Source organism: Saccharopolyspora sp. NPDC002578, assembly GCF_053592695.1.
On sequence record NZ_JBSFWJ010000001.1, the window covers coordinates 167,142 to 190,834 of the forward strand.

Consider the following 23,693-nt stretch of genomic DNA (forward strand, 5'->3'; position numbering starts at 1 on the left):
CCCAACGAGGAGGTGCGCCCGTGTCGGCGAACGCTCTCACCGTCCGAGGCCAGGAGCTCGGTGAGCAACTGCGCGTGCTGCGCGCGGAATCCGGGTTCAACCTGCAATCCGCGGCCCGCCGCATCGACATGTCCCCGAGCCAGCTCAGCCGCTTGGAGAACGGCCAGCGCAGAGCACCGGCGGAAGTCGTCACGGCCCTGCTGGCGACCTACGGCGTCACCGGGCAGCGGCGCAGGACCGCGCTCGCGCTCGCTCGCGAGTCCGACGAACACGGCTGGTGGCAACGTGATCGACCGGATTTCCCCGAACGCCAGCGGACGTTGATGTCCTTGGAGTCGAAAGCTGAGCGCATCATCAACTACGCGGGCTTACTCGTTCCTGGGCTGTTGCAGACGAGCGAATACATGCGCGCGACGTTGGAAGAGACATCGATGTTCTCGGCGGACGCCGTCGAGCAGCGGATGGCGACCAGGATGCGGCGTCACGCTGCCGTGTTCGGGAGTCGTGACTGCTCACTGATCGCGCTCATCGACGAGCTGGTTCTGCACCGCAGGGTCGCCACGCCGGGTGTACTGGTTCGGCAGCTGGAGCAGCTGGTCTACTGGTCGACGCGTGATCACGTCTCGATCCGGGTTCTCCGCAACGATCGACTCCACTCCGGCACGACAGGCCCGTTCCAGCTGATTCGGCAGCGCTGCGGCCACACCGTCGTCTTCCTCGAACACCTGGGGTCGAGCTTGTTCGTCGAAGACAAGCAGGACGTCGCGACCTATGGCGAAGCGGTGCGCAAGATGCTGGACCTTGCATTGCCTCAGCAGGATTCGGTTCACTTGATCGAGGACATCGCCCGGAACATCCACTCGGAGGCGGGAAATGATGACAGCCGACGATCTCGGACCGCTCACCTGGCGCAAGAGCCGTCATAGCTCGGTAGAGGAATGCGTCGAAGTCGCGGGTTTGCCCGCGCACGTCGCGATGCGGGACTCGAAAGATCCGCACGGCCCGGCGCTCGTCGTTTCCCGCGCCGCGTTCCGGCGTTTCGTCTCCGGCCTCGGCTGAGCCCCAGTGCCCCACCGGAGTCCGGCGGGGCACTGGGAATGAGCGGGCGTCAGCCGAGCAGCGCGGGTTCCGCGAGGTCGCGCAACGCCTTCTTGTCGACCTTCCCGATCCGGGTCGTCGGCAGGGAGTGCAGCAGCACCGTGTCCTTCGGCGCGTAGTTCGGCCCGAGTTCCGCGGTGACCACGTCGGCGACCGCGTCGGTGTTGATGCCCTCTCCGACGAGGAAGATCCGCACTCGTTCGCCCACGGCTTCGTCCGGGATGCCGACGGCCGCCGCGTGCCGCACTCCGGGCAGCGTGTGCAGCAGGTCTTCCAGCACCTTGCTGTAGACGTTGCCGCTGGCTTCGCCGGTGACGATGACGTCCTTGGCGCGGTCGACGAGGTACAGGTAGCCGTCGGCGTCGAGGTAGCCGATGTCGCCGGTGCGCAGCCATCCGTCGGGGTCGACCGCTTCGGCGGTGCGCTCCGGGTCCTGCCAGTAGCCCAGCATCCGCGCGGGGCTGTGCACGCAGACCTCGCCGGTCTCCCCTTGCGGTACCGGTTCGCCGTCCTGGCCGCGGACCTCCAGTTGCGTGCCGGGGAAGGGGCGTCCGCAGCTGCGCCACAGCGGGGAGTCGGCGTCGCCGGCTTCGGGCAGTTCCTGTCCTGGCAGGACGGTGATGCCCGCGCATTCGGTCTGCCCGTAGCCCTGGGAGATGATCGGCCCGAACTTCTCGACGGCCTGCCGCAGCCGCTCCGGCGCGACGGGTGCCGCGGCGAGGGTGATCTGACGCAGTGCGCCGCGCTCGCAGTCCGGGTGGTCCAGCAGCTGGTACAGCATCGGCGGCACCAGCATCGCGGCGGTGATCTTCTCGTCGCGCAGGGCGGTGACGGCGGCGTCCACGTCCCATTCGGGCAGCACCACCAGCAGCGTTCCGGTGGCGAAGGCGTGGAGCATGGTCAGGTGGCCGCTGGTGTGGGTCAGCAGGGTCACCGCGAGGACCCGGTCCTCGCCCGACGGTTGCGCCGCGAGGCCCGCATCGGCCATGGCGATGATCAGGTCGTACGGCAACCGGCCGTGGGCGGCGAGCTTCGGCCTGCCCAGCGTGCCGCCGGTGTAGAACACGGTGATCGCGTCGTCCGGGCCGGGTTCGGGCGCGGGTTCGGGCCGGTGCTCCGGGCATCGCGCGGCGAGCGCCAGCAGGTCGGCGCCGACGTCGGAGGCGCCCAGGCTCAGCAGCGACGGGACCTGGGTGCAGCGCTCGACGGTGTGCAGGGCCTGCTGCTCGTAGTCGGGGTCGATGACGACGACGCGCGCACCGGACTGGTCGATGAGCGCGGCGAGCTCGCCAGGTCCGGGTTCCGGCGGCAGCATCACCGCCCGGCACCCGATCATGTGCACCGCCGGCACCAGCAGCGCCGTTTCCGCGCGGTTGCGCAGGAACAACCCGACGCCGTCGCCCGGTTCGAGCCCTTGCTCGCGCAGCGCGTGCCCGAGCTGGAACAGCTGCCGCCGGGCCTGCCCGCGGGTGAGCCGCACCGGCCCGCACACCACCGCGTCGCGCTCCTCGTCCTGCTCCCACTGGGAGAGGATCCGCTCGATGTACATACCTGGGGCCGTCGTGGCATCAGAAATCACCGGAGAATGCAATCATGAGCCCCGATCGATAATTCCCCAGCCCAGCGCAGGGACCGTTTTGTCTCTTCTCGTCCCATGTTCGGTTCGTGGCGGCATCGAGTGAACGGCCCACCGGTCGCTGCAGAGCCGGCGTGCGAACTCGCCCTTCGCGGTGGTGCCGTCGCACCGGTGGTGTCCGTTGCCCAGGGGAAGCCCGGCGGGGAAGGGCTCGCACGGAAGTTGGCGCTCATCCCGGAACGAGGGAACTTCAGGCGAAATACCCCGACATGGCGAGCAGCGCGACCATTTCCGGCAGGAGCAGGAGGACCGCGACGACCATGCACCCGCCGCTTCCGCCACCGGTCCCGGCTCGCGAAGGAACCTGATCTCCCAACTGGTCCAGGAAACGAGCTTCGGCCCGCCGTCGTTCGACGCCGGACGGCCCCTCTTGCAGCCGTTCCCGTGCCTGCCAGTGGCCGGGCTGCCGCGTGGCAGCCGCCTTGGCGAACCACGGCACCGCGGCGTCCCAGTCGTTGAGCTTGTCCGCGTACAAGCGGCCCAGCGCGAACGCCGCCCACGTGTCGCCGCGGTCCGCGGCTTTCTCGTACCAGGAGGCGGCCTCGGCGAAGTCGCCGCTGTACTGCATCCGGCCGTCCAACTGGGCGTGGATGCGGCCCTCCAGCAGAAGTCCCAGTCGTGCCATCGCCGGGACCGACCCTCCCGCAGCCGCTTGGCGGTACCACCGCTCCACGGCAGGTAAGTCACCCGCGCTTCCGGACGCTTCCAGCTCGCGTCCGGCCGCGTACATGTCATCTGGGTTCACGAAGGGAGTGTGGCACCGCCGCGCTTTGCCGAGGTCCGGTTCACCGCAACGGCTCCGGCCGGATCAGCAACGCGGGCGAGTCTGGCTGCGAGGTTCGTGCGAACAGGAAGTCGCCGAGCTCTTGGAGTTCCGGCTCCTCGTTGGCGAACACCGCTGCCGCGGATGACGGGGTTTCGCGTTGCGGGGTCGGCACGGGTTGCGGCTTTGGGGTGGTCGAGCGGGCGACACCGCTGGAGTTGCGGGCGCGACGGGTCCTGCGCATTGATCATGGCCGCTTTCCGGTATCGAGGAGGCAGGAACCATGGCATCGCAGGAGATCACCGTGCGGGGGCAGGAACTGGGCGCGTGGTTGCGGGAATTCCGCGTCGACGCGGGACTGGCACTGGCCGAAGTGGCCGCTCGCATCGACATCTCGCCTGGTCAGCTCAGCAGGATCGAGCACGGGCGCCGCCAGCCTCGGGTGGAGACGGTCACCGCGCTGCTGGCGATCTACGGCATCACGGGCGGGCCGCGCAGCAGGGCGGTGTCGTTGGCGCGGGAGTCTAGCGGGGACGGGTGGTGGCACCGGGATCGGCCGGATTTCCCGGAACGCCAGCGCACGCTGATCTCCTTGGAGTCGCGGGCCACGAGCATCGTGGGTTTCGAGGGCGTGCTCGTTCCGGGCCTGTTGCAGACCGGCGAGTACACCCGCGCGTTGATGTCGGAATCGAGCTTGGTCGCGCCCGACGAGGTGGAGCGGCGGATGGTGACGCGGCTGCACCGGCACCGGGTGCTGCGCCGCGACGATGCGCCCGCGCTGACCGCGATCATCGACGAGTTGGCGCTGCGGCGGGTGATCGGCGGGGTCGAGGTGCAGCGCCGCCAGCTCGAACACCTGCTGGAGTTGGCGCAGTGGCCGCGCATCCGGATCCACGTCGTCGCGAACTCGGGCGCGCACGCGGGGGTGAACGGTTCGTTCTCGTTGCTGCGGCAGCCGGAAGGGCCGGACGTGGTGTTCCTGGAGAACTTGACGTGCAGCTTGTTCATCGAGGATGCGGTGGAGATCGCGACGTACGAGACGGCCGTCCGGGAACTGTTGACCCAGGCCCTCACTCAGACACAATCGAGTGAGGTGATTGCCAGCCTGGCAACAGCGATGGACGCGGAGGCCGACAGCACGTGGAGCCCACCGATTTAACGCACCTGACCTGGCACAAGAGCAGCCACAGCGGGACGCAGGAGAACTGCGTCGAAGTGGCCCGCACACCGAGCTTTGCGGCGGTGCGCGACTCGAAGGACCCCACCGGAACGGTGTTGCGGTTCGCCCCGCACGCGTTCGCGGTGTTCCTCCAAGACCTCCGGATCCGCGACGAGGACACCCGCACCTGATCACCGGGAGCGGCGTGCACGCCGCTCCCGATCACGGGCATCGGATGAAGTGAACGGACCGTTCGTCCAGTCTCGTTGGGCGAACGGTCCGTTGACTCGCTCCGGCGGCGCTCGGGTGGTGCTGTCGTGTCCGGTTCGGTCGAGCAGCGCTGCGATCAACGCAGGCAGGGCGTGTCGCGGGGAATCCTCACGTCGTTCGGCCGCCGTCGGCTCACTTGGCTGGATCAGTGCTCGGCTTGTGCTGGAGGCGCAGGGCGAGCAGGCCGCCGATGGCGGGGAGGAAGGCGGCGAGCTTCGCTCGGGTGGGGGCTCCGGCGGCGAAGGTGGCGGCGATGGTGATCAGGTAGGCGCAGCCGTGGAGGGGGCCGGTCGCCGAGGTCACGGCGGGCCAGTGCGCGGTGGCGAGGTTGGCCAGCAGCACCAGCAGGGACGCGGCTTCGACGTAGGCGGCGGTGCGCAGCAGGCGGAGGTCTCCGCGCATGGTGGTCACGCTCCCGTCGTCGAACCGGGTCGGATGATCATGAGTACGGTCACGGTGGCCCACAGCAGGTTGAAGATTCCGGTGCTCATGCCCAGTTTCGCGGGCAGCCGGGAGGTGCCCAGCTGGTCCGGGTCGCTGGTGAGGTCGAGGGCGCGGCGTTGCGCGGGCAGGATCGAGGCGGCGAGCACGGCTGCAGCGGCGGCGGTCAGCGCGATGGAGGTGATCAGCCACGCGTCGCCGAGCGCGCCGAGTTGCAGCGCGGTCGCCAGGCCGAACACGGGCACGGCGATGCCCAGCAGCGCGTAGGCGCGGCACAGCCGGTGCAGGGCGCGCAGCACGGTGATCGCGCCGGGGTCGGTGGTGGCTTGGCGCAGGTAGCGGGGGAACACGCTGCCGGCGACGGCGACGGGGCCGACGGCGAGGATCGCGGCGATCACGTGCACGCTGAGCAGGAACTTCGTCACGGGGGCTCTTTCTTCCGGTGGGGACGGGAAGAAACCTAGCCAGCGCTGTGCCCGCGCGGCAGTGGCGTGATCGCCAGGAACCACCGGATTCCGGCCAGGGGCGGTTCGCCGCGGTGCCCGTGCCGGCCGGGCACGGGGTGCGCGGCCGACACGGTGCCGTCTCAGGGCAGGCGGCGGACCTTCACGGTGCTGTCGATGCGGGTGGTGTCGGTGCCGTCGGGGCCGGTTTGGGTGCGTTCGTGTTCGGCGCACACCTGCACGTCCCACTCGCCGTCGGGCAGTCCCAGGGAGTCGAGGACTTCTTGCGGGGTGGGGAAGTGCACGTCGGGGTGCGGGTCGGTCTCCCATGCGGGCACGCCGCAGTGGCTTTCGACGAGCAGCGTTCCGCCGGGGGCGACGGCGTCGGCGGCTTTGCGCAGGACTTCCTCGCGGGGCAGGTCGCCCCAGGAGTGCAGGAACTGCGCGGAGACGAGGTCGTACTCGCCGTCGGGGAAGTCGGTTGCGAGGTCGAGTTCGCGCCACTGGATGCGGTCGTCGAGGCCTGCTTCGGCGCTGCGGGTCCGGGCGCGTCCGAGGGCGACGGCGGAGAGGTCGACGGCGGTGACCTGCCAGCCGTGGGCGGCGAACCAGAGGGCGTCGCCGCCTTCGCCGCTGCCGAGGTCGAGCACTCGGCCCGGGGGCAGGTCGGCGGTTTCGCTGACGAGGGCGGTGTTGGCCTGCCCGCTCCAGCGGTGCTCGTCGCCCGCGTACATCTCGTTCCAGCGCTGCACTTCGGCGATGCGGTCGTTCATGGTCGTCTCCAGTTCGGGGGTCAGAGGCCGTGGCGGCGGTCGGCGAGGACGAGGCGGCTGACGTCGCGTTCCTGGGCGGCGCCGAAGGGTTCGGTGGTGAGGGCGGTTCGGGTGTCGGCCTCGACGAGGTCGGCGTTGATGGCCATGGCGGCGCGCACTCCGGCGGCGGCGGAGCCGATGACGGTGTCCATGGGGTCGGTGACGTTGCCCGCCGCCCACACGCCGGGCGCGCGGGTGGCGCCGGTGTGGTCGGTGGGGATGCGGTCGCCGAGCACGACGCCGTCGCGTTCGACGGGTTCGGTGCTCAGTCCGAGGGCGGTGAACGGGTCGGCTCGGACGGTGAAGCGGGGGGCGGTGACCACCGCGTCGCAGGCCAGGGTCTCGCCGTCGACGACGATGCCGCTGAGGTGGTCGTCGGTGGTCACGACGCGCTCGGCCGTTCCGGGGCGGACCGTGATGCCGCGGGCGGTGAGGCGGGCGTGGTCGTCGGCGGTGAGTTCGGTGGTGTGCAGCAGCGTGATCCGGGTGCTCCACTGCCGCCACAGCAGGGCTTGGTGGGTGGCGAGCGGTCCGGTGCCGAGCACGATGATGCGCTGGTCGCGGGCTTCCCAGCCGTGGCAGTACGGGCAGTGCAGCGCGTCGCGGCCCCACCGCGCGGCGAGTCCGTCGATGTCGGGCAGGTCGTCGACGAGGCCGGTGGTGATCAGCAGCCGTGCCGTGGTGATGGTGGTGGTGTCGTCGAGGGTGACCTGAATGGTCCCGTCGGCGCTGCGGGTGGTGCTGGTGGCGGTGGCGTCGGTGAATTCGGCGCCGTAGCCGGTGGCTTCGGCGCGGCCGTCGGCGACGAGTTCGCGGGGCGGGGTGCCTTCGCGTCCGAGGTAGTTGTGGACGTGCCCGGCGGGGGCGTTGCGGGGTGCGCCGGAGTCGATGACGAGCACTCGGCGGCGTGCTCGCGCGAGGGTGAGGGCCGCGCCGGTGCCGGCGGCGCCACCTCCGATGATCACCGCGTCGTAGCGGCCGGGGCTGGTTGTCTGCTCGCTCATGTGTGGTTCCTCCTCTGTCGCCGAATACTCCGCGCACCACAACACAGTGACAAGTTTTCTTGCCGGAACGGCAAGTTCTGGGTCGTCGCGGCGGGCGGGTCAGGAGGCGGTGAGGGCGGGCACGAACGTGGTCTCGACGAAGGTCTCCAGAGACGTGGGGGTGGTGGTGTCCGGGTTGCGCGGCTGGATCGTGCGCAGGTGACCGGTGTTCACGGCGTGCGGGACCTCCGCCATCATCGCGGCGACACCGGCCGCCACGCCCGCTTCCCGCAGGCGGTCGTGGAACGCCTCCACGGTGCAGCGTTCGTAGGTGACGGGTTGCTCGATGGCCGTCGCGATCACCGATGCGACCTCGTTCATGGTGACGTCTCGTGGGCCGTGCAGTTCCCGGATCCGGGTGCCGCTTCGCGGCCGGGTCAGTTCCTCGGCCGCGGCGATGCCGACATCGGAGGTGGTGATCAGCGGCAACGGCGCGTCGGGATCGAACGGCGCGACGATCCGGCGGTCGGTGCGCACGGAATCGAGGTGGTCGAGGAGGTTCTCCATGTAGTACCCGGCGCGCAGCCACGTGACGTCCACTCCGGCCACGGCCGAGAGCCGGTTCTCGAAGCGGTGCAGGCCCGCGACGGGGCCGGTTCCGGCGGGATGCTGCGCGCCCCAGCTGCTCAGCGCCACGACGCGGGGCACTCCGGATCGTGCGACGGCGTCGGTGAGCGCGGCCGCCGCCCGGTCCTGGAAGGCGGCGAAGTCGGGGTGGTCGGGAATGTAGTTGGGTTGGATGACCAAGTAGGCGGCATCGGCGCCGCGAAGGGCGGTGGTCATCGCGGCCGGGTCGCCTTGGTCGGCCTGGTGGACCTGGGCGCCGCGTTCAGCGAGGGGCGCGAGCCTGCGCGAATCGCGGCCGACCGCGCGCACGGGGTGGCCGTGGTCGAGCAGGTGCGATGCGGCGGCGCGGCTCGTGCGGCCGGTGGCGCCGGTGATGACGTGCATGGTTCGTCCTGTGTCCGTGGTGGTGTCCGGTTGCGGTGATCTCCGTCGTCAGCGGTGGTCTGCGGTGCGAGGGGTGGGTTCGGTGAGGGTGGCCAGCGATCCGAGTCGCAGCAGCGCGGCGTCGGTGGCGGCGTCGGCGGGGTGGTAGGCCCAGATCCGGTGGCCGTCGCTGTCGGGTAGTTCCAGCACGTGCTGGTCGAACACCAGCGTTCCGGCCAGCGGATGCCGGAACCGCTTGCGGTCGAGGGCCTTCTCGTACACGTCGTGGTCCGCCCAGGCGGTGCTGAAGACGTCGCTGGCCACGGCGAGCTCGCCGACCAGGCGCGTCGATCGGCCCGAATTCGCCTCGGAGGTGGCGTCGGCGCGCAACGTCGCCACCATGCAGCGGGCCAGATCGGGCCAGTCGACGAAGAACTCCGTCGCACCCGGTGACAGGAACACCATCCGCGCGTAGTTGTCCCGATGCTCCAGCCCTTCGTGGAGCACGTCGCCCAGCGCGTTGGCGGCGATCACGTCGAGCCGGCGGTCCACCAGGATCGCGGGGACGGTCAGCGCGGCGAGCAACGGCCGCACCGCCGCCAACCTGTCCGGATCGGCACCGTTGTCCGCGTCGGTGCCGTCGTCCGCGGCGAGTTCGCGCAGGTATCGGGACGCGGCGCGGTCGAGCAGCAGGGCCGTCGACAGCCCGTCCAGGACGGCGCGCGACGGGTGCCGCTCGCGGCCCTGCTCCAGGCGCACGTAGTAGTCCGTGCTGATCCCGGCCAGCATCGCGACCTCGTCCCGCCGCAGCCCCGCCACTTGCCGAGGCCCGCCGGGCACCAGGTCCTGCTGGTGCGGGTGCACTTGCCGTCGCCGTGCCCGCAGGAACCCGCCCAGCGGGCCTTCCAGCGCTTTCGTCTCCTGTGAGCCCATGAATCCACCGTAGGGCGCTGTTCGGACTCCGGAGTAGGAGCGGCGCACCCACGCGCGGCAGGGGTCGCGGGCGGGTTGTGAGGTGATCGGAACCGGTGGCGCCGCCGTCGCGTCGTAGTGGCGTAGCGAGCAGGACATCCGTCAAGGGGAGACGTCATGAGGTCCGCAGTCCGCACCACCCTGTCCACCGCCTTCGGCGCCGCTCTCGTGCTCAGCGGCACCGTCTTCGTCCCTGCGTGGGCGCTCGCCGCACCGGCGGCGATCAGCTGCGACACCGGTGCGGGCGGTGATTCCGGGTTCTACGACGGCGCTTCGGCCGGTGAGGTCTACAACGGGAAGTTCCAGCGGGGCCCCGGCATTCCCGGCCTCGGCTCGTACGTGCCGCAAGGGCTCACCACTTGGAACGACTGGGACGGCGGCAAGGATCTGCTGCTGATCACCGAGTACGGCCCGGACGGGAAGCACGCGCGGATCTACGGTGTTGATCCCGCCACCGGTGAGCGGGTCGGTGCGGTGAACATCGCCGAATCGCACGTGGGCGGGATCGCGGTGGCGCGGGGCTGGGTGTTCGTGTCGGGGCGTCAGACCGGCGACGGCGGGCACACCATCCGCAAGTACAAGGCCGCCGAGGTCGCGCGGGCGATGAAGGCCGATGACGGGAAGGTCCTCGCCCAGACCGGCGAGGCCCGCGAGGTCTACGGCGCGTCGTTCCTCGCCGCCGACGGCAACACCCTGTACTCCGGGAAGTTCAACGACTCCGGCCGCGACAGCATGTACGCCTACGCGGTGGCCGCCGACGGGACGCTCACGACCGGTGCGAAGTACGAGGTGCCGACCAAGACGCAGGGGCTGTCGGTCGCGGGCGGGCACTTCTTCTACAGCACCTCCTACGGGCGCGACAAGCGCAGCAACGTCTACGTCGTCGACGAGGGCGCCACCGACATCGACAAGGCGTCGACGAAGTGCTTCCGGGCGCCGAGCCTCGCCGAAGGCATCACCGACCACGACGGCACCACGTACCTGCTGTTCGAGTCCGGTGCCGACGAGTACGCCGACACCGCGTGCAGCGGCGGCGCCCCCGACCCGTGCACCCGCAACGTCATCGCGAACCTGCACACGGCGAAGACCTCGGCGCTGCCGGAGTTCTGAGCCGCCGGCGGGTGATCACAGGACGAGGATGAGCTTGCCGCCGGGCCTGCGGGATCGGCTGAGTTCGGCCGCTTGCTGGATCTGGTCGAGCGCGTAGGTGCGGGCGACGGGGACGACCAGGATGCCGTCACCGGCGAGCCGGGCGAACTCGTCCATCCGGTCGTAGCGGATGTCGGTGGTGATCCGGACGCCCAGTTCGGCTGCGGCGGCGAAGTCCGAGACGGTGAGGACGCGGTCGGGGTCGCCGGTCAGTTCGATCAGGGTCGGTAGTGAGCCGCCTGCGGGGCTGGGCTGGTCGGCGCGGTCGATCCGGCCCCCGGTGGGCGCGGTGTCCAGGGCGCGGTCCACGGGTCCTGGGGTCAGTGCGCTGACGCGTTCGGCCATGCCCTCGCCGTAGGCGGTGACCTGGGCGCCGATCTCTTCCAGGGCGGCGGCCCGGGTCGGTCCGGCGGTGGCGATCACCCGGACTCCCCGGTGCAGCGCGAAGCGCACCGCCGCCTCGCCCACGGTGGTACCCGCGCCGTGGACGAGCAGCAGCTCGCCCGGTTGGACGCCGAGGTCGTCGAGCGCGCGCCACGCCGTTTCGGCCGCCATCGGCAGCGCGGCGGCCTGCTCGGCGGTGACGTTCTCGGGGATGCGTGCCCAGGCCGGCATCAGCGCGTACTCGGCGGCGCCGGCCGTCGGGCCGTCGAAGGTGGCCGGGCCGAACACGCGGTCGCCGATCCGGACGCCGGTGACGTCGTCGCCGAGCGCGTCGACGGTGCCCGCGACCTCGAGGCCGAGTCCGCGCGGCAGCGGCGGCAGATGGTCGGCGAGGAGACCGTCGACGACGTGCCAGTCGGCCGGTGTCAGCCCGCACGCCCGCACGGCGATCCGGATCTGGCCGGGTCCGGGCTCCGGCTGCGGGACGTCGCGGAGCACGATCACGTCCGGGGAACCGAAACGGTCGAACTGCAGAGCCTTCACGACGCTCTCCTCTGATGACAGCCTCTGTTGTCATCGACCGTAGCAGCTGACGACAGCTTCTGTTGTCGTACTCTGGTGGGCATGCCGCGATGGGAATCCGACGCACAGGGCCGGCTCGAACGCGCGGCGCTGGAGCTGTTCGAGACGCAGGGGTTCGACCGCACCTCGGTCGCGCAGATCGCAGGCGCCGCCGGGCTGAAGGAGCGTTCCTTCTACCGCTACTTCCCCGACAAGCGGGAAGTTCTCTTCGCCGGTGACGAACTCGAGGCTCACCTCGTCGCCCAGGTCGAGGCGGCCGACCCGGGGCTCACTGCGATCGAGGCGCTGCTGACCGCGCTGGGAACCGCCGAGGGGATCTTCCGGCCGCGCGAGTTCCTGCTGCGCCGGGGAAGGGTGATCGCCGCCAATCCGGCGCTGGCCGAGCGCGATCTGATCAAGCTCGCCGACATCGCCGACGCGCTGGCACCGGCGCTCGAGCGCCGCGGCGTCGAACCCGGTAGAGCACGCTTCATCATCGACGTGGCGCTGGCGATCCACCGGCGTGCCCTGCCGCGCTGGCTGGCCGAGCCGGACACCACCCTCGCTCAGCTCATGGACGAGGCGGCCGCCGAGCTGCGCGAAGCGGTCGCACAGCCGGTTCCGCCAGGCCGCTGAGTCGGCTTTTGCCTGCGGGGCTGGTTCTTCGCGCCCGGGTGATGTTTCAGGCGGCCGGCACCTAGGCGAATGTGATCATGACCGCGGGCCGGGTGGTGCGCCGTTCCAGTACGGGGGCGGGCACGGCCTTGCAACGACGGCAGGGGCCCTACCGGAATCCCCGGTAAGGCCCCTGCCGTGTGCGACTGCTCAGACGAGGCCGAGGCCGCGCACCGCGTCGCGCTCTTCGACGAGCTCGTTGACGGAAGCGTCGATGCGCTGCCGGGAGAACTCGTCGATGTCGAGGCCCTGGACGATCTCGAAGCGGCCGTCCTTGGCGGTGACCGGGAACGAGGAGATGATGCCCTCGGGCACGCCGTAGGAGCCGTCGGAGACGACACCGGCGGAGGTCCAGTCCCCTTCGGGGGTGCCGTTGACCCAGGTGTGGACGTGGTCGATGGCGGCGTTGGCGGCCGAGGCCGCCGACGAGGCGCCGCGGGCCTCGATGATCGCCGCGCCGCGCTTGGCGACGGTGGGGATGAACTCGTCGGCCAGCCAGGACCGCTCGACCTGCTCGGCGGCGATCTTGCCGTCGACCTCGGCGTGGAAGAGGTCGGGGTACTGGGTGGCGGAGTGGTTGCCCCAGATCGTGAGCTTCTTGATCTCGGTGACCGTGGCGCCCAGCTTCTGCGCCAGCTGCGTCAGCGCCCGGTTGTGGTCCAGGCGGGTCATCGCGGTGAACCGCTCCGCGGGAACGTCGGGGGCGTGGGACTGGGCGATCAGCGCGTTGGTGTTCGCCGGGTTCCCGACGACCAGCACCTTCACGTCGTCGGCCGCACCGGCGTTGATCGCTTCGCCCTGGGGCTTGAAGATGCCGCCGTTGGCCTCGAGCAGGTCGCCGCGCTCCATGCCCTTCGTGCGCGGCCGCGCACCGACCAGCAGCGCCACGTTGGTGCCGTCGAACGCGGCGCGCGCGTCGTCGAACACGTCAACACTGCTCAGCAGGGGGAACGCGCAGTCGTCGAGCTCCATCGCGGTGCCCTGCGCGGCCTTGACGGCCTGCGGGATCTCCAGCAAGCGGAGCTTGATCGGGGTGTCGGCCCCGATTAGCTGTCCGGAAGCGATCCGGAACAGCAGCGCGTAGCCGATCTGGCCAGCGCCACCGGTGACGGTGACGGTGACGGGCGCTTTGGTCATAGGAGTGTCTTTCCTGCTCGCCGGACGGTTACCGACCGCGATGCTATCCCGCAGCGGCGCGCCCGCACGCGCGCCCGCAACGGATCACAACGCGTGCGAGCCCGAACCGATTCAGCCCACCGGGCGAATGCGGCTCAGGTGAGCACGAAGTCGCTGGGGCGCGTCGCCGGGACCTGCAGGAGGGCGTCGAACGCGGCGGACACGGGTGTCGCCACGAACGTCTCGGCGTGGCGGATCAGGTTCGGGCCGCCGGTGGTCGCGCGCAGGTCGACTCCGATGGGTGCGGTGTCGGCGAGCGCCGCTTCGATGCTGTCGTCGGCGGCCGGGGGCAGTGGCGCTTCGTGCAGGCGCATGCCGCCGGGGGCGTCGGCGTCGATGGTCATGCCGGTGGTGGTGCCCGCGGTGCCGGTGATCGCGATCGGCCGGTAGTGCTCGCCGAGTTCGGCGGCCAGGTGCGCGCCCATCGGCACCAGGGGGTGGGTCATGCCGTCGAAGGTGACGGGGGTGCGTTGGATGTGGCCGTTGTGGGCGAGCACGACGATCCGCGCGCGGGGGCCGTGGTGGGTCTGCAGCCACCGCACCGTGTCGGCCATGTGCGCGTCGCGGGAGGCGAGTCGTCCGTGGCCGGCGGCGACGGCGAGCAGTTCGCGCATGAACGCGTCGAGCCGCCAGGCGCCGCGCACGGCGTGGGCGGCCACCGCGTACCGGTAGCGGGCGGCGGCGGGCAGGATCGGGGCGAGGTCGTCGATTCGGGTGAGCAGTTCGGTGACGGCGGCGGTGGCCGCGTCGCGTTCGGGGCGTTCGAGGGCGGCGTAGCGGCCCATGGCCAGGCCGCTGTGCACGGCGGTGTAGCGCGCCGTGGTTCGGCGCGCGTCGTCGAGCAGTGCCAGTGCGTCCGGGTCGAGTTCCCGCAGGGCGTCTTCGGCCAGTGCCCAGGCATGGTCGGCGTTGCCCGCGGATCCGGGGACGTCGAGCCCGGCGAAGGTGACGTCGCCGCGGGAACGCAGCCAGCTCAGCAGGTCTTGGACTTCGCGGGCCTCACCGAAGCGGTAGCCGAGGCCGCGGGTGGCGACGTCGGCCACGGCTCCGGGACCGCCGTGCACCCACGTGTCGAGTGCGCGGGCGTCGGCGAATCCGGATTCGATCGCGACCACGTCGAACCCGGCGCGTTCCACCAGCAGCCGCGTCACGCGGTGGCGCAGCAGGCCGAACTCGCGCACGTCGTGGTTGCTCTCGCCGACGGCGACGACGCGCGCGTCACCGACGATGTCCAGCAGCGGTGCGAGGTCGTCGAGCGGCGCCGCCGGATCCAGCGACTCCCACGCGAACCGATCACCCGTCGAACCCATCCCCACCAGCTTCCTGCCACCGCGCACGGCGACCTGACCACGAACACCCCTGGACGAACCCGTTCAAACCTTGCTCACCCCCGCGCAATTTCGCGAGAAATTGCGGCACCCGCACCGCCGCCCCGATCCCCGCAGGGCTGCATCAGTGCAGGTGAACTGGTGTTCGCGGGGGGGGCGAGGGCGTGCTGGGGTGCGTTCAATTTCTCGCGAAATTGCGGCCACCTCCGCGGGTGGTGCGGGGACGGGTCCTGCGGCCTGGGCGGGCTTTCCGGCAGGGACTCGGGCACCGGGGCGGAGGTGAAGATCCGTTCAGGTCGTCATGGGCGGTACTCAAGCGTGCCGGGCGGTGGGGGTGCAACTCATTTGTCGCGGCCCGCCAGGTAGGCGGCGCCGCGTTCGGAGAGCCGGTAGGCCTGTCCGTCGCGCACCAGCAGGTCCAGTTCCGCCAGCGACCACGCCTGCGCTTTCAGCCGGGACACCGGGCGGTCGAGCTCCGCGGCCAGTTCGGCGGCCCGCACGCCGGGGCGGTCGCGCACCGATTCGAGGAACCACCGGGTCCACGGGCCGCGCGCCGAGGACACGTCCCAGCCGGCCAGTCGCCGGTCGATCGCCATCCGCTCGCGCGGACCCAACATCACCACACCACCACGCTAACGAGTGCGCGCCCGGCGGGTTACGCGACGGGGGTGGGGGAACTTCGACGCCCGGTGCCGGTCGCTGGTCAGCGGGTGAACCGCGCGAGGGGACAACGATCACGCTCACCTGGAACGGCAAGATCAACGACGAGCTCTGCGGTCGCACCCCCGCGCACCGCTGTCGGGCAGCGGTCTCCGCCCCGGCGGGGCCGGTCGCGCCGGGAACTGATCACGACATGCCACCAGCACGGCAACGACCCAGCGCACCGAATACCCCACCCCGCCGAAACCCGACACAATCGGCGCATGCTGCAGGCCTGCCTCAACGGCGCCCGATCTCCGCGCGAGCACCACCACCTGCCCGTGCACCCCGAACAGCTCGCCGCCGCGGCGGCGTCCTGCGTCGCGGCCGGGGCCACCGAGCTGCACCTGCACCCGAAGTACCCCGACGGCACCGACAGCGTCGATCCGCACGTGCTGGCCGCGGCCTTGCTCGCGGTGCGCGCGGCCGCGCCGGGCGTGGCCGTGGGGGTCACCACCGGCGCGTGGACGGCCCCGGATCCCCGCGATCGGGTCGCGGCGATCCGCGGGTGGACGGTGCTGCCCGACCGCGCTTCGGTGAACTGGCACGAGCAGGGCGCCGACGACATCGCCCGCGCCCTGCTGGAACGCGGTATCGCGGTGGAGGCGGGTCTGCGTTCGGGCACCGACGGTCCCGCGCACTTCCGGGACTCCCCGGCGCGCGGGGAGGTGCTGCGGATCCTCGCCGAGGTCACCGACCCCACCGCGCGCGGCGCCGCCACGACCGCGCGGGCGCACCTCGACCAGATCGGCCCCACCAGCACACCGGTGCTGCTCCACGGCGAAGCCGCCGGAGCGTGGCCGGTGCTGGCGTTGGCCGTGCGGGAGGGCCACGAAGTGCGCATCGGCCTGCAGGACACGCTGCAGCTGCCCGACGGTGACATCACCCCGGACAACGCGGCACTGGTCACGGCGGCACTGGCGCTGATCGCGCAGCGCTGAACCCCGGCCGGCTCACGGCTCGGCGGTCGGCGAGGCCGGAACCTCCAACCCGGCCAGCACCCTTTCGCGCAGCAGCGCGTACTGCTCGTGCATCCGCGACAGCGGTCCCCGCACGATCACCACGCCCGCGCCGACGATCTCGTCGGCGGCGAACTGCTCGCGGGTCAGGTCCACTTCGACGCCGCCGCCCAGCAGGTTCCACCAGTGGTAGTCGACCTGTTCGCCGCCCACCCGCACTTCGCCGCGCAGCAGGTCACCGCCGAGCAGGTCGTGCAGTACCAGCGCGGTCACCCCGCACTGGCCGCGGGCGGGGTTGCGCGTCGACCACTTCGGCAGGTCCTCCGGTGCGCAGGTGTCCGCGCCCCAGCCCGCCCGCACCGCCCGTTCGACATCGCTCAAGGTCCACACCATGCGACCGTCCTAGCAGCGCACCCCGACACCGCGCGGCTCACCGCGGGGGTCGTGCCACGCCCGCGGTGAAGTTCCCGCACACCGGCCGCACCCGAGCCGACCAGCCCCAGCCGGTGAGCAGGCCGGTGAGGGCGTCAGCGTCGTGGAACACCTTCACCACGCGGTGCTCACCGCCGTCGGCCAGCCGCCGCCGCACCACGGGCACGTCCCCGTCGAGGACGTCCTCGGACGCGGCCTCCGCGGGCCCGTCGTCGACGAAGATCGCCGCGCCGCCGGGCGCGAGCATCGACGCGACCCGCTCCCACCAGCCAGCCAGCCGCGCCGGCGGCACGTGGGAGAGCCAGAACCCGAAGAAGACCACGTCGTAGCGCCGCGGCGGCGACCACTCGAACAGGTCGGCCTGCACGAACCGCACGTTCGGCGAAGCGCAGCGGGCGCGCGCCACAGCCAGCGGTTCGGGTGCCGCGTCGAGGGCGGTCACCGACCGCGCCCGCGCCGCCAGCCGCCCGGTCCACTGGCCCGTTCCGCACGCCGCTTCGAGCACGTCACCGGTGACCGGGAGGTCGTCGAGCACGTCCAGCAGCGCGCGCAGGTCCCCGCGTTCGCGGTAGGGGCGGTCGTATTCGGCGGCTGCGGCCCGGTAGTAGGCGAGCTGCTCGGCCAGCAGAGCGTCGTCGTCGCTGCCCATCGCAGGATCGTAGGGCTCGTGCCGCGCCGCGCGTTGCGCCGATCGGCGCCTGCCGGGAGCACCCGGATGCCCGCGGGCGCGAAAGTCCGGGGAAACACCTCTGGTTCCGCGGCGGTGTTGCGCCTACCGTGCCCCGTCATGCGCATCGTCTCGCCGCGCCGGTGGGACCCGGCGAACCGGCTGCCCGCCGCTCACGCGCCGCCACCGGCCCGCACCTGATCGCCACCACGTCCCACGCCCACCAGGGCGTTCCCGGCAGGAGCCCGCATGTCCCACGACACCTCGCCCGCCACCGGTGGTGCGCTCACCACCGGCCTCAAGGGCCGCCAGATCACGATGCTCTCGATCGGAGGTGTGATCGGTGCGGGCCTGTTCGTCGGCTCCTCGGCGGCGATCGCCGAAGCCGGCCCGGGAGTGCTGGTGTCCTTCCTCATCGCCGCGACCCTGGTGGTGCTGGTGATGAAGATGCTGGGGGAGATGGCGATCGCCAACCCCGACACCGGTTCGTTCTCCACCTACGCCGACCGCGCGCTGGGCCGGTGGGCGGGGTTCTCCATCGGCTGGTTGTACTGGTGGTTCTACGTGCTGGTGATCCCGATCGAGGCGATCGCGGCCGGCGACATCATCGGGGCGTCGCTGGCGATCCCGACGTGGATCCCGGCGTTCGTCGTGATCGCCGTGCTGGCGGGCACGAACCTGATGTCGGTGCGCAACTACGGCGAGATCGAGTACTGGTTCGCGCTGCTGAAGGTGCTGGCGATCGTCGGGTTCATCGTGCTGGGCCTGACCGCGATCTTCGGGTTGCTGCCGAGCTCGGAGGTCTCCGGCCCGGCGAACCTGTGGGCCAACGGCGGGTTCCTGCCCAACGGGGGCATCGCGGTGCTCGCGGGCCTGCTCACAGCGATGTTCGCGTTCCAGGGCAGTGAAATCGTCACCATCGCCGCCGCCGAATCCGCCGAACCCGAGCGCAACATCCGCAAGGCCATCAACGCCGTGGTGTGGCGGCTGGCGCTGTTCTACATCGGCTCGGTGTTCGTGGTGGTGCTGCTGGTGCCGTGGAACGCGCCCGGCTTGGAAGCGGGCGGCTCCTACCAGGCCGCGCTGGAGACGATGAACATCCCCGGCGCGGCGCTGATCATGGACGTGGTCGTGCTCGTGGCCGTGTGCAGCTGCCTGAACTCGGCGGTCTACACCGGTTCCCGCATGCTGTTCTCCCTCGCCCGGCGCGGCGACGCGCCGCGGTTCGCGGGCACCACCGGACCCAACGGCACCCCGCGCGCGGCGGTGCTGGCCTCCACGGTGATCGGCGCGGTCGCGGTCGTCGTCAACTACGCGGTGCCGGAACTGTTCGGCTACCTGCTGGCCTCCAGCGGCGCCATCGTGCTGATGATGTACCTCGTCATCGCCGTCACCCAGTTCGCGACACGACGGGCGATGCGGGCGCGGGGCATCGAGTCGCGCCTCGAATCGCCGATGTGGGCGTTCCCGTACCTGACGGTGCTCACCATCGCCGGGATCTCGGGAATCCTGCTGGCGATGGCGATCCTGCCCGGCAAGCGCCTGGAGCTGTGGTTGTCGATCGGCCTGGCGGTCGTGCTGGTCGTGTGGGGCGTGGTGCTGCAGCGCCGCGGGCAGCGCCCCACCCCGCAACCGGCCGCCATCACAGCGGACCGCACCGCCTGACCCGGAACCCGGGACCGTGCCGCGCTGCCGACCCGGCGACGTTCGGACCGGCCACGTCCTCGGCGGGACTCACCGGTCGCCGTCACCGCGCAGGATCATGCGCTCGGCGAGGCGGGCCAACTCCCGCGTCGCGGGCGAGAGCGCCGTGGACTGCCTGCGCACCAGGGCGATCGTGTCGTGCACCGGCTCCCGGAACCCCACGGTGTGCAGGTTCGGCGGGCACGCCGCGCTCTGCGCGACCGCCCGCGCCACCACGGTGTCCCCGACACCGCGCTGCGCCAGCGACAACGCCGACTCGACGTGCTCGACCTCGATCCACGGCTCCAACTTGAGCCCGGCGAGCTGCGCGCGGTCGGCGAACTGGCGCCGCGTCGGATCAGACCAGCCGTAGTGCGCGTCGTAGAGGATCAACCGGCTCGCCGCGAGATCCGCGATGCCCAACGGCTCCCGGGCACGGGCCGCATCGGCGGTGGCGAAGTACACCTCGTCGCGCAGCAGCGGAGTGACCTCCAGCCCCTCGTCGTCGATGGGCAGCACCACCAGCCCCGCCTCCACCGTGCCCGCCGCGACCGCCGCGGCGACCTCCACCGAGTTCAACCCGATCAACCGGATCCGCACGTCCGGGTAGCGGTCGTGGAACCGCTGCGCCAGATCCGACAGCAGGTAGTACCCGGCGTTGCGCAGCAACCCGAACGTCGCCACACCCCCGTGCAGCGACCGCACCGACCGCAGCGCCTGCGCACCCTCGTCGGCGGCGGCCACGGCCTGCTCCGCGTGCCCCAGCAGCGCCTCACCCGCCGCGGTCAGCACCAGCCGCCGCGCACCCCGGGTGAACAACCGGGTCGCGTGCTCGTCCTCGAGCTTGCGGATCAACTCCGACACCGACGCCTGCGCGATGCCCATCGCGGCCGCGGCCGTGGTGAACGACCCGGTCCGCGCGGCGAGCACGAACGCCCGCAACTGCTTCAACGTCACAGGAAAACCCTATGGCACGTGCAGGAACTTCTCATCTTGTCCTGTGCCAGGGCGGTTCGTAGTGTTCGCGCCATGCGCTTCGCCCCCTCCCTGCTCAGCGAACTCGGCGGCTCCCACCGCATCCTCAAAGCACCCGCCCACGACGGCCCCGCCGCCCAACGCGAACCGGCCGTGGTGCAACGGGTCTCCGACATGCTCACCACCATCGAACGCGACGGCATGGACGCAGTGCTGCGCTACGCCCGCGAACTCGACGGCTGGACCGACCCCACCGTCGAACTCGACGCCGCCACCATCCGCCACAGCGGCGACCGCCTCACCCCGGCCCACCGCGAAGCGCTCGAACTCGGCGCCCAACGCACCAGCGCCTTCGCCCGCGCCCAACGCGCCCACCTGCAGGACTTCGAAACCGAACTCGCCCCCGGCCTGATCACCGGCCACCGCTACGTGCCCGTGCAACGCGTCGGCGCCTACCTGCCCGCCGGACGATTCCCCCTGACCGCCGGCGCGTTCATGACCGTCGGCGTGCCCAAGGTCGCCGGAGTCGACACCGTCCTGGCCTGCCTGCCACCCGGCCGCGACGGCACCCCCGACCCCGCCGTGCTCTACTCCGCGCACCTCGCCGGCGCCGACCACGTCTACGTCCTCGGCGGCGTGCAAGCACTCGCGGCGATGGCGTTCGGGCTCCTCGGCGAACGCCCCGTCGACGTCCTCGTCGGCGCCGGCAACGCGTTCGTCGCCGAAGCCAAGCGCCAACTGTTCGGCACCGTCGGCATCGACCTGCTCGCCGGGCCCTCCGAAGTGGCCGTGCTCGCCGACGACACCGCCGACCCGGAACTCGTCGCCGCCGACCTGCTCGGCCAGGCCGAACACGGCGTGAACTCCCCGGCAGCGCTGATCACCACCTCCGAAACCCTCGGCAACGCCGTGATCACCGAAGTCGAACGCCAACTCGAAACACTGTCCACCGCCGAGATCGCCGGGCCCGCCTGGCGCGACCACGGCTCGGTCACCTGGGCCGCCGACACCGACACCGCCATCGCCCTGATGGACGACCTCGCCCCCGAACACCTCGAAGTCATCACCGCCGACGACGAGCACTACCACCGGGCGCTGCGCAACTACGGCTCCATCTTCCTCGGCCCCTGGTCCACCGTCGCCTACTCCGACAAGGGCATGGCAGGCACCAACCACGTCCTGCCCACCGCGGGCGGCGCCAAGCACAGCGCAGGCCTGTCGGTGTCGCGGTTCCTCAAACCGCTGACCTACCAGCGCGTCGCCGAACACGCCACACCCCGGCTCGCCGACGCCGTCGAGGTCATCTCCGACTACGAGCAGATGGCCGCCCACCGCGCCACCGCCACGATCCGCACCGCACGCCACCAGAAGGGAAAAGCCCAGAAATGAGCGGCAAGTCCGACGAGCACACCACCGACACCGCCGCCCAGGTGGCCGCCGCGCCCCGCGCCACCGGCCGCGGCGCACCCGAAGGCACCATGCACGCGCCCGCGCGCACCATGCCCACCGACCACGCCATCCGCGTCGACTCCGGCCACGGCGCCGACGAACCGGCACGCGTGGCGGGGGAGCGCAGGCAACCCATGCGCGGCTTCGAAGACACCTACACCGACATCGTCGACTACATCGTGCGGATCACCCACCGCATCTGGGAAGACCAGGACGTCGGCTACATCTACGACACCTACAGCCCCGGCTGCCGCCTGCACGGCGACAACGGCTACTCCTACGGCGTCGAGCAACTCGTCGACGGCACCATGCAGTCCATCAACGCCTTCCCCGACTGCCGCCACTACGCCGACGACGTCATCTGGGCCGGCGACCAGGACCAGGGGTTCGTCACCTCTCACCGCGCCATCAACATCGGCCACCACACCGGCCCCTGGCGCTGGGGACCCCCCACCGGCCGCAAGCTCGACACCTGGGTCATGGCCAATTGCGTCGTGCGCGACAACGAGATCTACGAGGAGTGGGTCCTCTACAACACCGCCGCCAAGCTCCAGCAGCTCGGCGTCAACGTCGTCGACGCCGCCCGCACCTACGGCAACGAAGGCGGCATCGCCCCGCTGACCGCCCGCCAGTTCAGCGAACCACTGCGCCTCACCGGCGGCCGCAAACCCGAAACGATGCCGCTGCCCACCGGCGCGTTCGACGTGGAGCAGACCGTGCGCGCCCTGTTCCACAACGTCTACAACCGCCGCGACCTGAGCATGTTCGACCGCGTCTACGCCGACGCGGTGCGCTGGCACGGCACCACCAACCGCACCGGCCGCAACCGCTCCGACGTGCGCGGGATGGCCCGCTCCCTGCTCGCCACCTTCCCCGACCTCGGCGTCGCCGTCGACGAGGTGTACTGGATGGGCAACGACACCGACGGCTACAGCGTCTCGGTGCGCTGGTCGGGCACCGGCACCCACCGCGGCTACGGCCTCTACGGCACCCCCACCGGGCGCCGCGCCCACCTGTGGGGCATGTCCCAGCTGTACTTCTCCGGCGGACGCATCGTCGAAGAATGGTCGCTGTTCAACGAATTCGACGTCCTCGCCCAACTGCTCGCCGACGAACCCCCGGCGCAACTCGGATGAACCCACGACACCCGGAGCGACCATGACCCGGGTGCACTGCGCCCAACTGGCCCCGCGCGTGGCCGACCTGCCGCACAACCGCGAGTTGTCGGCAACGGCCGTGCGCGGGGCCGCCGCGCGCGGCGCCGACGTCATCGTCCTGCCCGAACTCGTCACCTCCGGCTACCGGCTCAACTCGACCGCCGAAGCCCGCTCGGTCGCCATCGACACCGACGACCCACTGCTGACCGAATGGGGCCGCGCCGCCCCGCACTCCGTGGTCGTCGGCGGATTCTGCGAACGCGGACCCGACGGACACCTCTACAACAGCGCCGCCGTCCTCGACCACGGCGAACTCATCGCCGTCTACCGCAAAACCCACCTGTGGGACGAGGAAAAACTCCTGTTCACCCCAGGCGACACCCCACCACCCGTGCTGAAGACCTCACACGGCCGCATCGGCGTGCTCATCTGCTACGACCTCGAATTCCCCGAACTCACCCGGAAACTCGCCCTCCACGGCGCCGACCTGCTCGCCGTACCCACCAACTGGCCACTGCTGCCACGACCCGCCGGCGAACGCGCCCCCGAAGTCGTCATCGCCATGGCCGCCGCCCGCGTCAACCACCTCGCCATCGCCTGCTGCGACCGCACCGGAACCGAACGCGGCACCCACTGGACCGAAGGCACCGCCATCATCGACCAGCAAGGCCGCGTCAGCGCCGAAACCGACACCACCGACACCGCCTGCACCGACCTCGACCTGCACGCCTCCCGCGACAAACGCCTCACCCCCCACGCCGACCTGTTCGCCGACAGACGGCCCGAGCTCTACTGACCCGCACACAACGAAAAACGGCCCACCGGAACGCTC

27 protein-coding genes are annotated in these 23,693 nt (G+C 71.1%); 11 read left to right on the forward strand and 16 right to left on the reverse strand.

From position 1 onward, the window contains the following. Positions 1 to 20 precede the first annotated feature (20 nt). Together ACWD38_RS00760 and ACWD38_RS00765 are read left to right on the forward strand one after the other, a co-directional pair. Positions 21 to 926 carry a helix-turn-helix domain-containing protein gene (locus ACWD38_RS00760; RefSeq protein WP_450123022.1) on the forward strand — a complete coding sequence of 302 codons (906 nt, stop codon included), beginning with the start codon at positions 21 to 23 and terminating at the stop codon, positions 924 to 926. Beyond that, positions 877 to 1,059, forward strand: a complete 183-nt coding sequence (locus ACWD38_RS00765; RefSeq protein ID WP_184485230.1) for a DUF397 domain-containing protein — start codon at positions 877 to 879, stop codon at positions 1,057 to 1,059. Before ACWD38_RS00760 ends, ACWD38_RS00765 begins: the two co-directional genes overlap by 50 nt. 49 nt (positions 1,060 to 1,108) lie before the next feature. Here the strand turns inward: ACWD38_RS00765 and ACWD38_RS00770 are convergent, their stop codons facing one another. The 3 genes from ACWD38_RS00770 to ACWD38_RS00780 form a co-directional block, all read right to left on the reverse strand. After that, entirely contained in the window at positions 1,109 to 2,647 is a 1,539-nt protein-coding gene (locus ACWD38_RS00770) for an AMP-binding protein (protein ID WP_450123023.1), read from the reverse strand. Between the two features lie 277 nt (positions 2,648 to 2,924). After that, positions 2,925 to 3,479, reverse strand: coding sequence for a tetratricopeptide repeat protein (locus tag ACWD38_RS00775; RefSeq protein ID WP_450123024.1), 555 nt, complete (start codon positions 3,477 to 3,479; stop codon positions 2,925 to 2,927). A 40-nt stretch (positions 3,480 to 3,519) separates the two neighbouring features. Continuing rightward, entirely contained in the window at positions 3,520 to 3,672 is a 153-nt protein-coding gene (locus ACWD38_RS00780; RefSeq protein WP_450123025.1) for a hypothetical protein, read from the reverse strand. A gap of 108 nt (positions 3,673 to 3,780) precedes the next feature. On the opposite strand from ACWD38_RS00780, the gene ACWD38_RS00785 reads away from it, so the two are divergent. Together ACWD38_RS00785 and ACWD38_RS00790 are read left to right on the forward strand one after the other, a co-directional pair. Then, positions 3,781 to 4,656 (forward strand): helix-turn-helix domain-containing protein, encoded by an 876-nt coding sequence (locus ACWD38_RS00785; protein ID WP_450123026.1) that lies wholly within the window; start codon positions 3,781 to 3,783, stop codon positions 4,654 to 4,656. Further along, positions 4,638 to 4,847, forward strand: coding sequence for a DUF397 domain-containing protein (locus ACWD38_RS00790; protein ID WP_184479283.1), 210 nt, complete (start codon positions 4,638 to 4,640; stop codon positions 4,845 to 4,847). Before ACWD38_RS00785 ends, ACWD38_RS00790 begins: the two co-directional genes overlap by 19 nt. Positions 4,848 to 5,058: 211 nt before the next feature. On the opposite strand, the gene ACWD38_RS00795 is transcribed toward ACWD38_RS00790, so the two are convergent. The 6 genes from ACWD38_RS00795 to ACWD38_RS00820 all read right to left on the reverse strand — a co-directional run bounded on the left by ACWD38_RS00795 (position 5,059) and on the right by ACWD38_RS00820 (position 9,528). Next, a complete protein-coding gene (locus ACWD38_RS00795; RefSeq protein WP_184485232.1) occupies positions 5,059 to 5,328 on the reverse strand; it encodes a DUF3817 domain-containing protein in 270 nt (89 codons plus the stop codon). A gap of 5 nt (positions 5,329 to 5,333) precedes the next feature. Continuing rightward, positions 5,334 to 5,792 (reverse strand): hypothetical protein, encoded by a 459-nt coding sequence (locus ACWD38_RS00800; protein WP_184479284.1) that lies wholly within the window; start codon positions 5,790 to 5,792, stop codon positions 5,334 to 5,336. A 161-nt stretch (positions 5,793 to 5,953) separates the two neighbouring features. Next, complete coding sequence (locus ACWD38_RS00805) at positions 5,954 to 6,583, reverse strand: SAM-dependent methyltransferase (RefSeq protein WP_450123027.1); 630 nt, start codon at positions 6,581 to 6,583, stop codon at positions 5,954 to 5,956. Between the two features lie 20 nt (positions 6,584 to 6,603). Continuing rightward, complete coding sequence (locus tag ACWD38_RS00810; RefSeq protein WP_450123028.1) at positions 6,604 to 7,626, reverse strand: NAD(P)/FAD-dependent oxidoreductase; 1,023 nt, start codon at positions 7,624 to 7,626, stop codon at positions 6,604 to 6,606. 99 nt (positions 7,627 to 7,725) lie between these two features. Continuing rightward, positions 7,726 to 8,616, reverse strand: coding sequence for an NmrA family NAD(P)-binding protein (locus tag ACWD38_RS00815; protein WP_184479287.1), 891 nt, complete (start codon positions 8,614 to 8,616; stop codon positions 7,726 to 7,728). A gap of 48 nt (positions 8,617 to 8,664) precedes the next feature. Further along, complete coding sequence (locus ACWD38_RS00820; RefSeq protein WP_450123029.1) at positions 8,665 to 9,528, reverse strand: helix-turn-helix domain-containing protein; 864 nt, start codon at positions 9,526 to 9,528, stop codon at positions 8,665 to 8,667. Between the two features lie 156 nt (positions 9,529 to 9,684). On the opposite strand from ACWD38_RS00820, the gene ACWD38_RS00825 reads away from it, so the two are divergent. Beyond that, positions 9,685 to 10,677 carry a hypothetical protein gene (locus ACWD38_RS00825; protein WP_450123030.1) on the forward strand — a complete coding sequence of 331 codons (993 nt, stop codon included), beginning with the start codon at positions 9,685 to 9,687 and terminating at the stop codon, positions 10,675 to 10,677. Positions 10,678 to 10,692: 15 nt separating this feature from the next. Here the strand turns inward: ACWD38_RS00825 and ACWD38_RS00830 are convergent, their stop codons facing one another. Further along, positions 10,693 to 11,643, reverse strand: coding sequence for an NADP-dependent oxidoreductase (locus tag ACWD38_RS00830; protein WP_450123031.1), 951 nt, complete (start codon positions 11,641 to 11,643; stop codon positions 10,693 to 10,695). A gap of 81 nt (positions 11,644 to 11,724) precedes the next feature. Between ACWD38_RS00830 and ACWD38_RS00835 the strand changes: the two genes are divergently transcribed. Further along, a complete protein-coding gene (locus ACWD38_RS00835) occupies positions 11,725 to 12,297 on the forward strand; it encodes a TetR family transcriptional regulator (RefSeq protein ID WP_184485234.1) in 573 nt (190 codons plus the stop codon). A 189-nt stretch (positions 12,298 to 12,486) separates the two neighbouring features. On the opposite strand, the gene ACWD38_RS00840 is transcribed toward ACWD38_RS00835, so the two are convergent. From ACWD38_RS00840 to ACWD38_RS00850, 3 genes are all read right to left on the reverse strand, one after another. Beyond that, a complete protein-coding gene (locus ACWD38_RS00840; protein ID WP_450123032.1) occupies positions 12,487 to 13,473 on the reverse strand; it encodes a malate dehydrogenase in 987 nt (328 codons plus the stop codon). A gap of 134 nt (positions 13,474 to 13,607) precedes the next feature. Beyond that, complete coding sequence (locus ACWD38_RS00845; RefSeq protein WP_450123033.1) at positions 13,608 to 14,822, reverse strand: erythromycin esterase family protein; 1,215 nt, start codon at positions 14,820 to 14,822, stop codon at positions 13,608 to 13,610. Positions 14,823 to 15,181: 359 nt separating this feature from the next. Next, entirely contained in the window at positions 15,182 to 15,463 is a 282-nt protein-coding gene (locus ACWD38_RS00850; protein ID WP_450123034.1) for a hypothetical protein, read from the reverse strand. Positions 15,464 to 15,763: 300 nt separating this feature from the next. Between ACWD38_RS00850 and ACWD38_RS00855 the strand changes: the two genes are divergently transcribed. Then, complete coding sequence (locus tag ACWD38_RS00855; RefSeq protein ID WP_450123035.1) at positions 15,764 to 16,480, forward strand: 3-keto-5-aminohexanoate cleavage protein; 717 nt, start codon at positions 15,764 to 15,766, stop codon at positions 16,478 to 16,480. A gap of 12 nt (positions 16,481 to 16,492) precedes the next feature. On the opposite strand, the gene ACWD38_RS00860 is transcribed toward ACWD38_RS00855, so the two are convergent. Then, a complete protein-coding gene (locus ACWD38_RS00860; protein ID WP_450123036.1) occupies positions 16,493 to 16,891 on the reverse strand; it encodes a YunG family protein in 399 nt (132 codons plus the stop codon). A 37-nt stretch (positions 16,892 to 16,928) separates the two neighbouring features. Beyond that, positions 16,929 to 17,579: a class I SAM-dependent methyltransferase gene (locus tag ACWD38_RS00865; RefSeq protein WP_450123037.1), complete on the reverse strand. Its 651-nt coding sequence runs from the start codon at positions 17,577 to 17,579 to the stop codon at positions 16,929 to 16,931. A gap of 267 nt (positions 17,580 to 17,846) precedes the next feature. On the opposite strand from ACWD38_RS00865, the gene ACWD38_RS00870 reads away from it, so the two are divergent. After that, positions 17,847 to 19,262 carry an amino acid permease gene (locus ACWD38_RS00870; RefSeq protein WP_221315813.1) on the forward strand — a complete coding sequence of 472 codons (1,416 nt, stop codon included), beginning with the start codon at positions 17,847 to 17,849 and terminating at the stop codon, positions 19,260 to 19,262. A gap of 69 nt (positions 19,263 to 19,331) precedes the next feature. Here the strand turns inward: ACWD38_RS00870 and ACWD38_RS00875 are convergent, their stop codons facing one another. Beyond that, positions 19,332 to 20,237, reverse strand: a complete 906-nt coding sequence (locus ACWD38_RS00875; protein WP_184479297.1) for a LysR substrate-binding domain-containing protein — start codon at positions 20,235 to 20,237, stop codon at positions 19,332 to 19,334. 72 nt (positions 20,238 to 20,309) lie between these two features. On the opposite strand from ACWD38_RS00875, the gene hisD reads away from it, so the two are divergent. The 3 genes from hisD to ACWD38_RS00890 are packed head-to-tail and all read left to right on the forward strand — an operon-like array spanning position 20,310 to position 23,657. Next, a complete protein-coding gene (gene hisD, locus ACWD38_RS00880; RefSeq protein WP_184479298.1) occupies positions 20,310 to 21,644 on the forward strand; it encodes a histidinol dehydrogenase in 1,335 nt (444 codons plus the stop codon). Next, positions 21,641 to 22,840: an ester cyclase gene (locus tag ACWD38_RS00885; RefSeq protein WP_184479299.1), complete on the forward strand. Its 1,200-nt coding sequence runs from the start codon at positions 21,641 to 21,643 to the stop codon at positions 22,838 to 22,840. Before hisD ends, ACWD38_RS00885 begins: the two co-directional genes overlap by 4 nt. A 22-nt stretch (positions 22,841 to 22,862) precedes the next feature. After that, positions 22,863 to 23,657 carry a nitrilase-related carbon-nitrogen hydrolase gene (locus ACWD38_RS00890; protein WP_450123038.1) on the forward strand — a complete coding sequence of 265 codons (795 nt, stop codon included), beginning with the start codon at positions 22,863 to 22,865 and terminating at the stop codon, positions 23,655 to 23,657. The last annotated feature ends 36 nt before the right edge of the window (positions 23,658 to 23,693 follow it).

Excerpts from the sequence above, each read along its gene's own strand:
- ACWD38_RS00765 (WP_184485230.1), top strand. The coding sequence starts at position 877 with ATGACAGCCGACGATCTCGGACCGCTCACCTGGCGCAAGAGCCGTCAT.
- ACWD38_RS00770 (WP_450123023.1), bottom strand. The coding sequence starts at position 2,647 with ATGTACATCGAGCGGATCCTCTCCCAGTGGGAGCAGGACGAGGAGCGC.
- ACWD38_RS00785 (WP_450123026.1), top strand. The coding sequence starts at position 3,781 with ATGGCATCGCAGGAGATCACCGTGCGGGGGCAGGAACTGGGCGCGTGG.
- ACWD38_RS00795 (WP_184485232.1), bottom strand. The coding sequence starts at position 5,328 with ATGCGCGGAGACCTCCGCCTGCTGCGCACCGCCGCCTACGTCGAAGCC.
- ACWD38_RS00805 (WP_450123027.1), bottom strand. The coding sequence starts at position 6,583 with ATGAACGACCGCATCGCCGAAGTGCAGCGCTGGAACGAGATGTACGCG.
- ACWD38_RS00810 (WP_450123028.1), bottom strand. The coding sequence starts at position 7,626 with ATGAGCGAGCAGACAACCAGCCCCGGCCGCTACGACGCGGTGATCATC.
- ACWD38_RS00815 (WP_184479287.1), bottom strand. The coding sequence starts at position 8,616 with ATGCACGTCATCACCGGCGCCACCGGCCGCACGAGCCGCGCCGCCGCA.
- ACWD38_RS00820 (WP_450123029.1), bottom strand. The coding sequence starts at position 9,528 with ATGGGCTCACAGGAGACGAAAGCGCTGGAAGGCCCGCTGGGCGGGTTC.
- ACWD38_RS00825 (WP_450123030.1), top strand. The coding sequence starts at position 9,685 with ATGAGGTCCGCAGTCCGCACCACCCTGTCCACCGCCTTCGGCGCCGCT.
- ACWD38_RS00835 (WP_184485234.1), top strand. The coding sequence starts at position 11,725 with ATGCCGCGATGGGAATCCGACGCACAGGGCCGGCTCGAACGCGCGGCG.
- ACWD38_RS00840 (WP_450123032.1), bottom strand. The coding sequence starts at position 13,473 with ATGACCAAAGCGCCCGTCACCGTCACCGTCACCGGTGGCGCTGGCCAG.
- ACWD38_RS00845 (WP_450123033.1), bottom strand. The coding sequence starts at position 14,822 with ATGGGTTCGACGGGTGATCGGTTCGCGTGGGAGTCGCTGGATCCGGCG.
- ACWD38_RS00855 (WP_450123035.1), top strand. The coding sequence starts at position 15,764 with ATGCTGCAGGCCTGCCTCAACGGCGCCCGATCTCCGCGCGAGCACCAC.
- ACWD38_RS00860 (WP_450123036.1), bottom strand. The coding sequence starts at position 16,891 with ATGGTGTGGACCTTGAGCGATGTCGAACGGGCGGTGCGGGCGGGCTGG.
- ACWD38_RS00865 (WP_450123037.1), bottom strand. The coding sequence starts at position 17,579 with ATGGGCAGCGACGACGACGCTCTGCTGGCCGAGCAGCTCGCCTACTAC.
- ACWD38_RS00870 (WP_221315813.1), top strand. The coding sequence starts at position 17,847 with ATGTCCCACGACACCTCGCCCGCCACCGGTGGTGCGCTCACCACCGGC.
- hisD (WP_184479298.1), top strand. The coding sequence starts at position 20,310 with ATGCGCTTCGCCCCCTCCCTGCTCAGCGAACTCGGCGGCTCCCACCGC.
- ACWD38_RS00885 (WP_184479299.1), top strand. The coding sequence starts at position 21,641 with ATGAGCGGCAAGTCCGACGAGCACACCACCGACACCGCCGCCCAGGTG.
- ACWD38_RS00890 (WP_450123038.1), top strand. The coding sequence starts at position 22,863 with ATGACCCGGGTGCACTGCGCCCAACTGGCCCCGCGCGTGGCCGACCTG.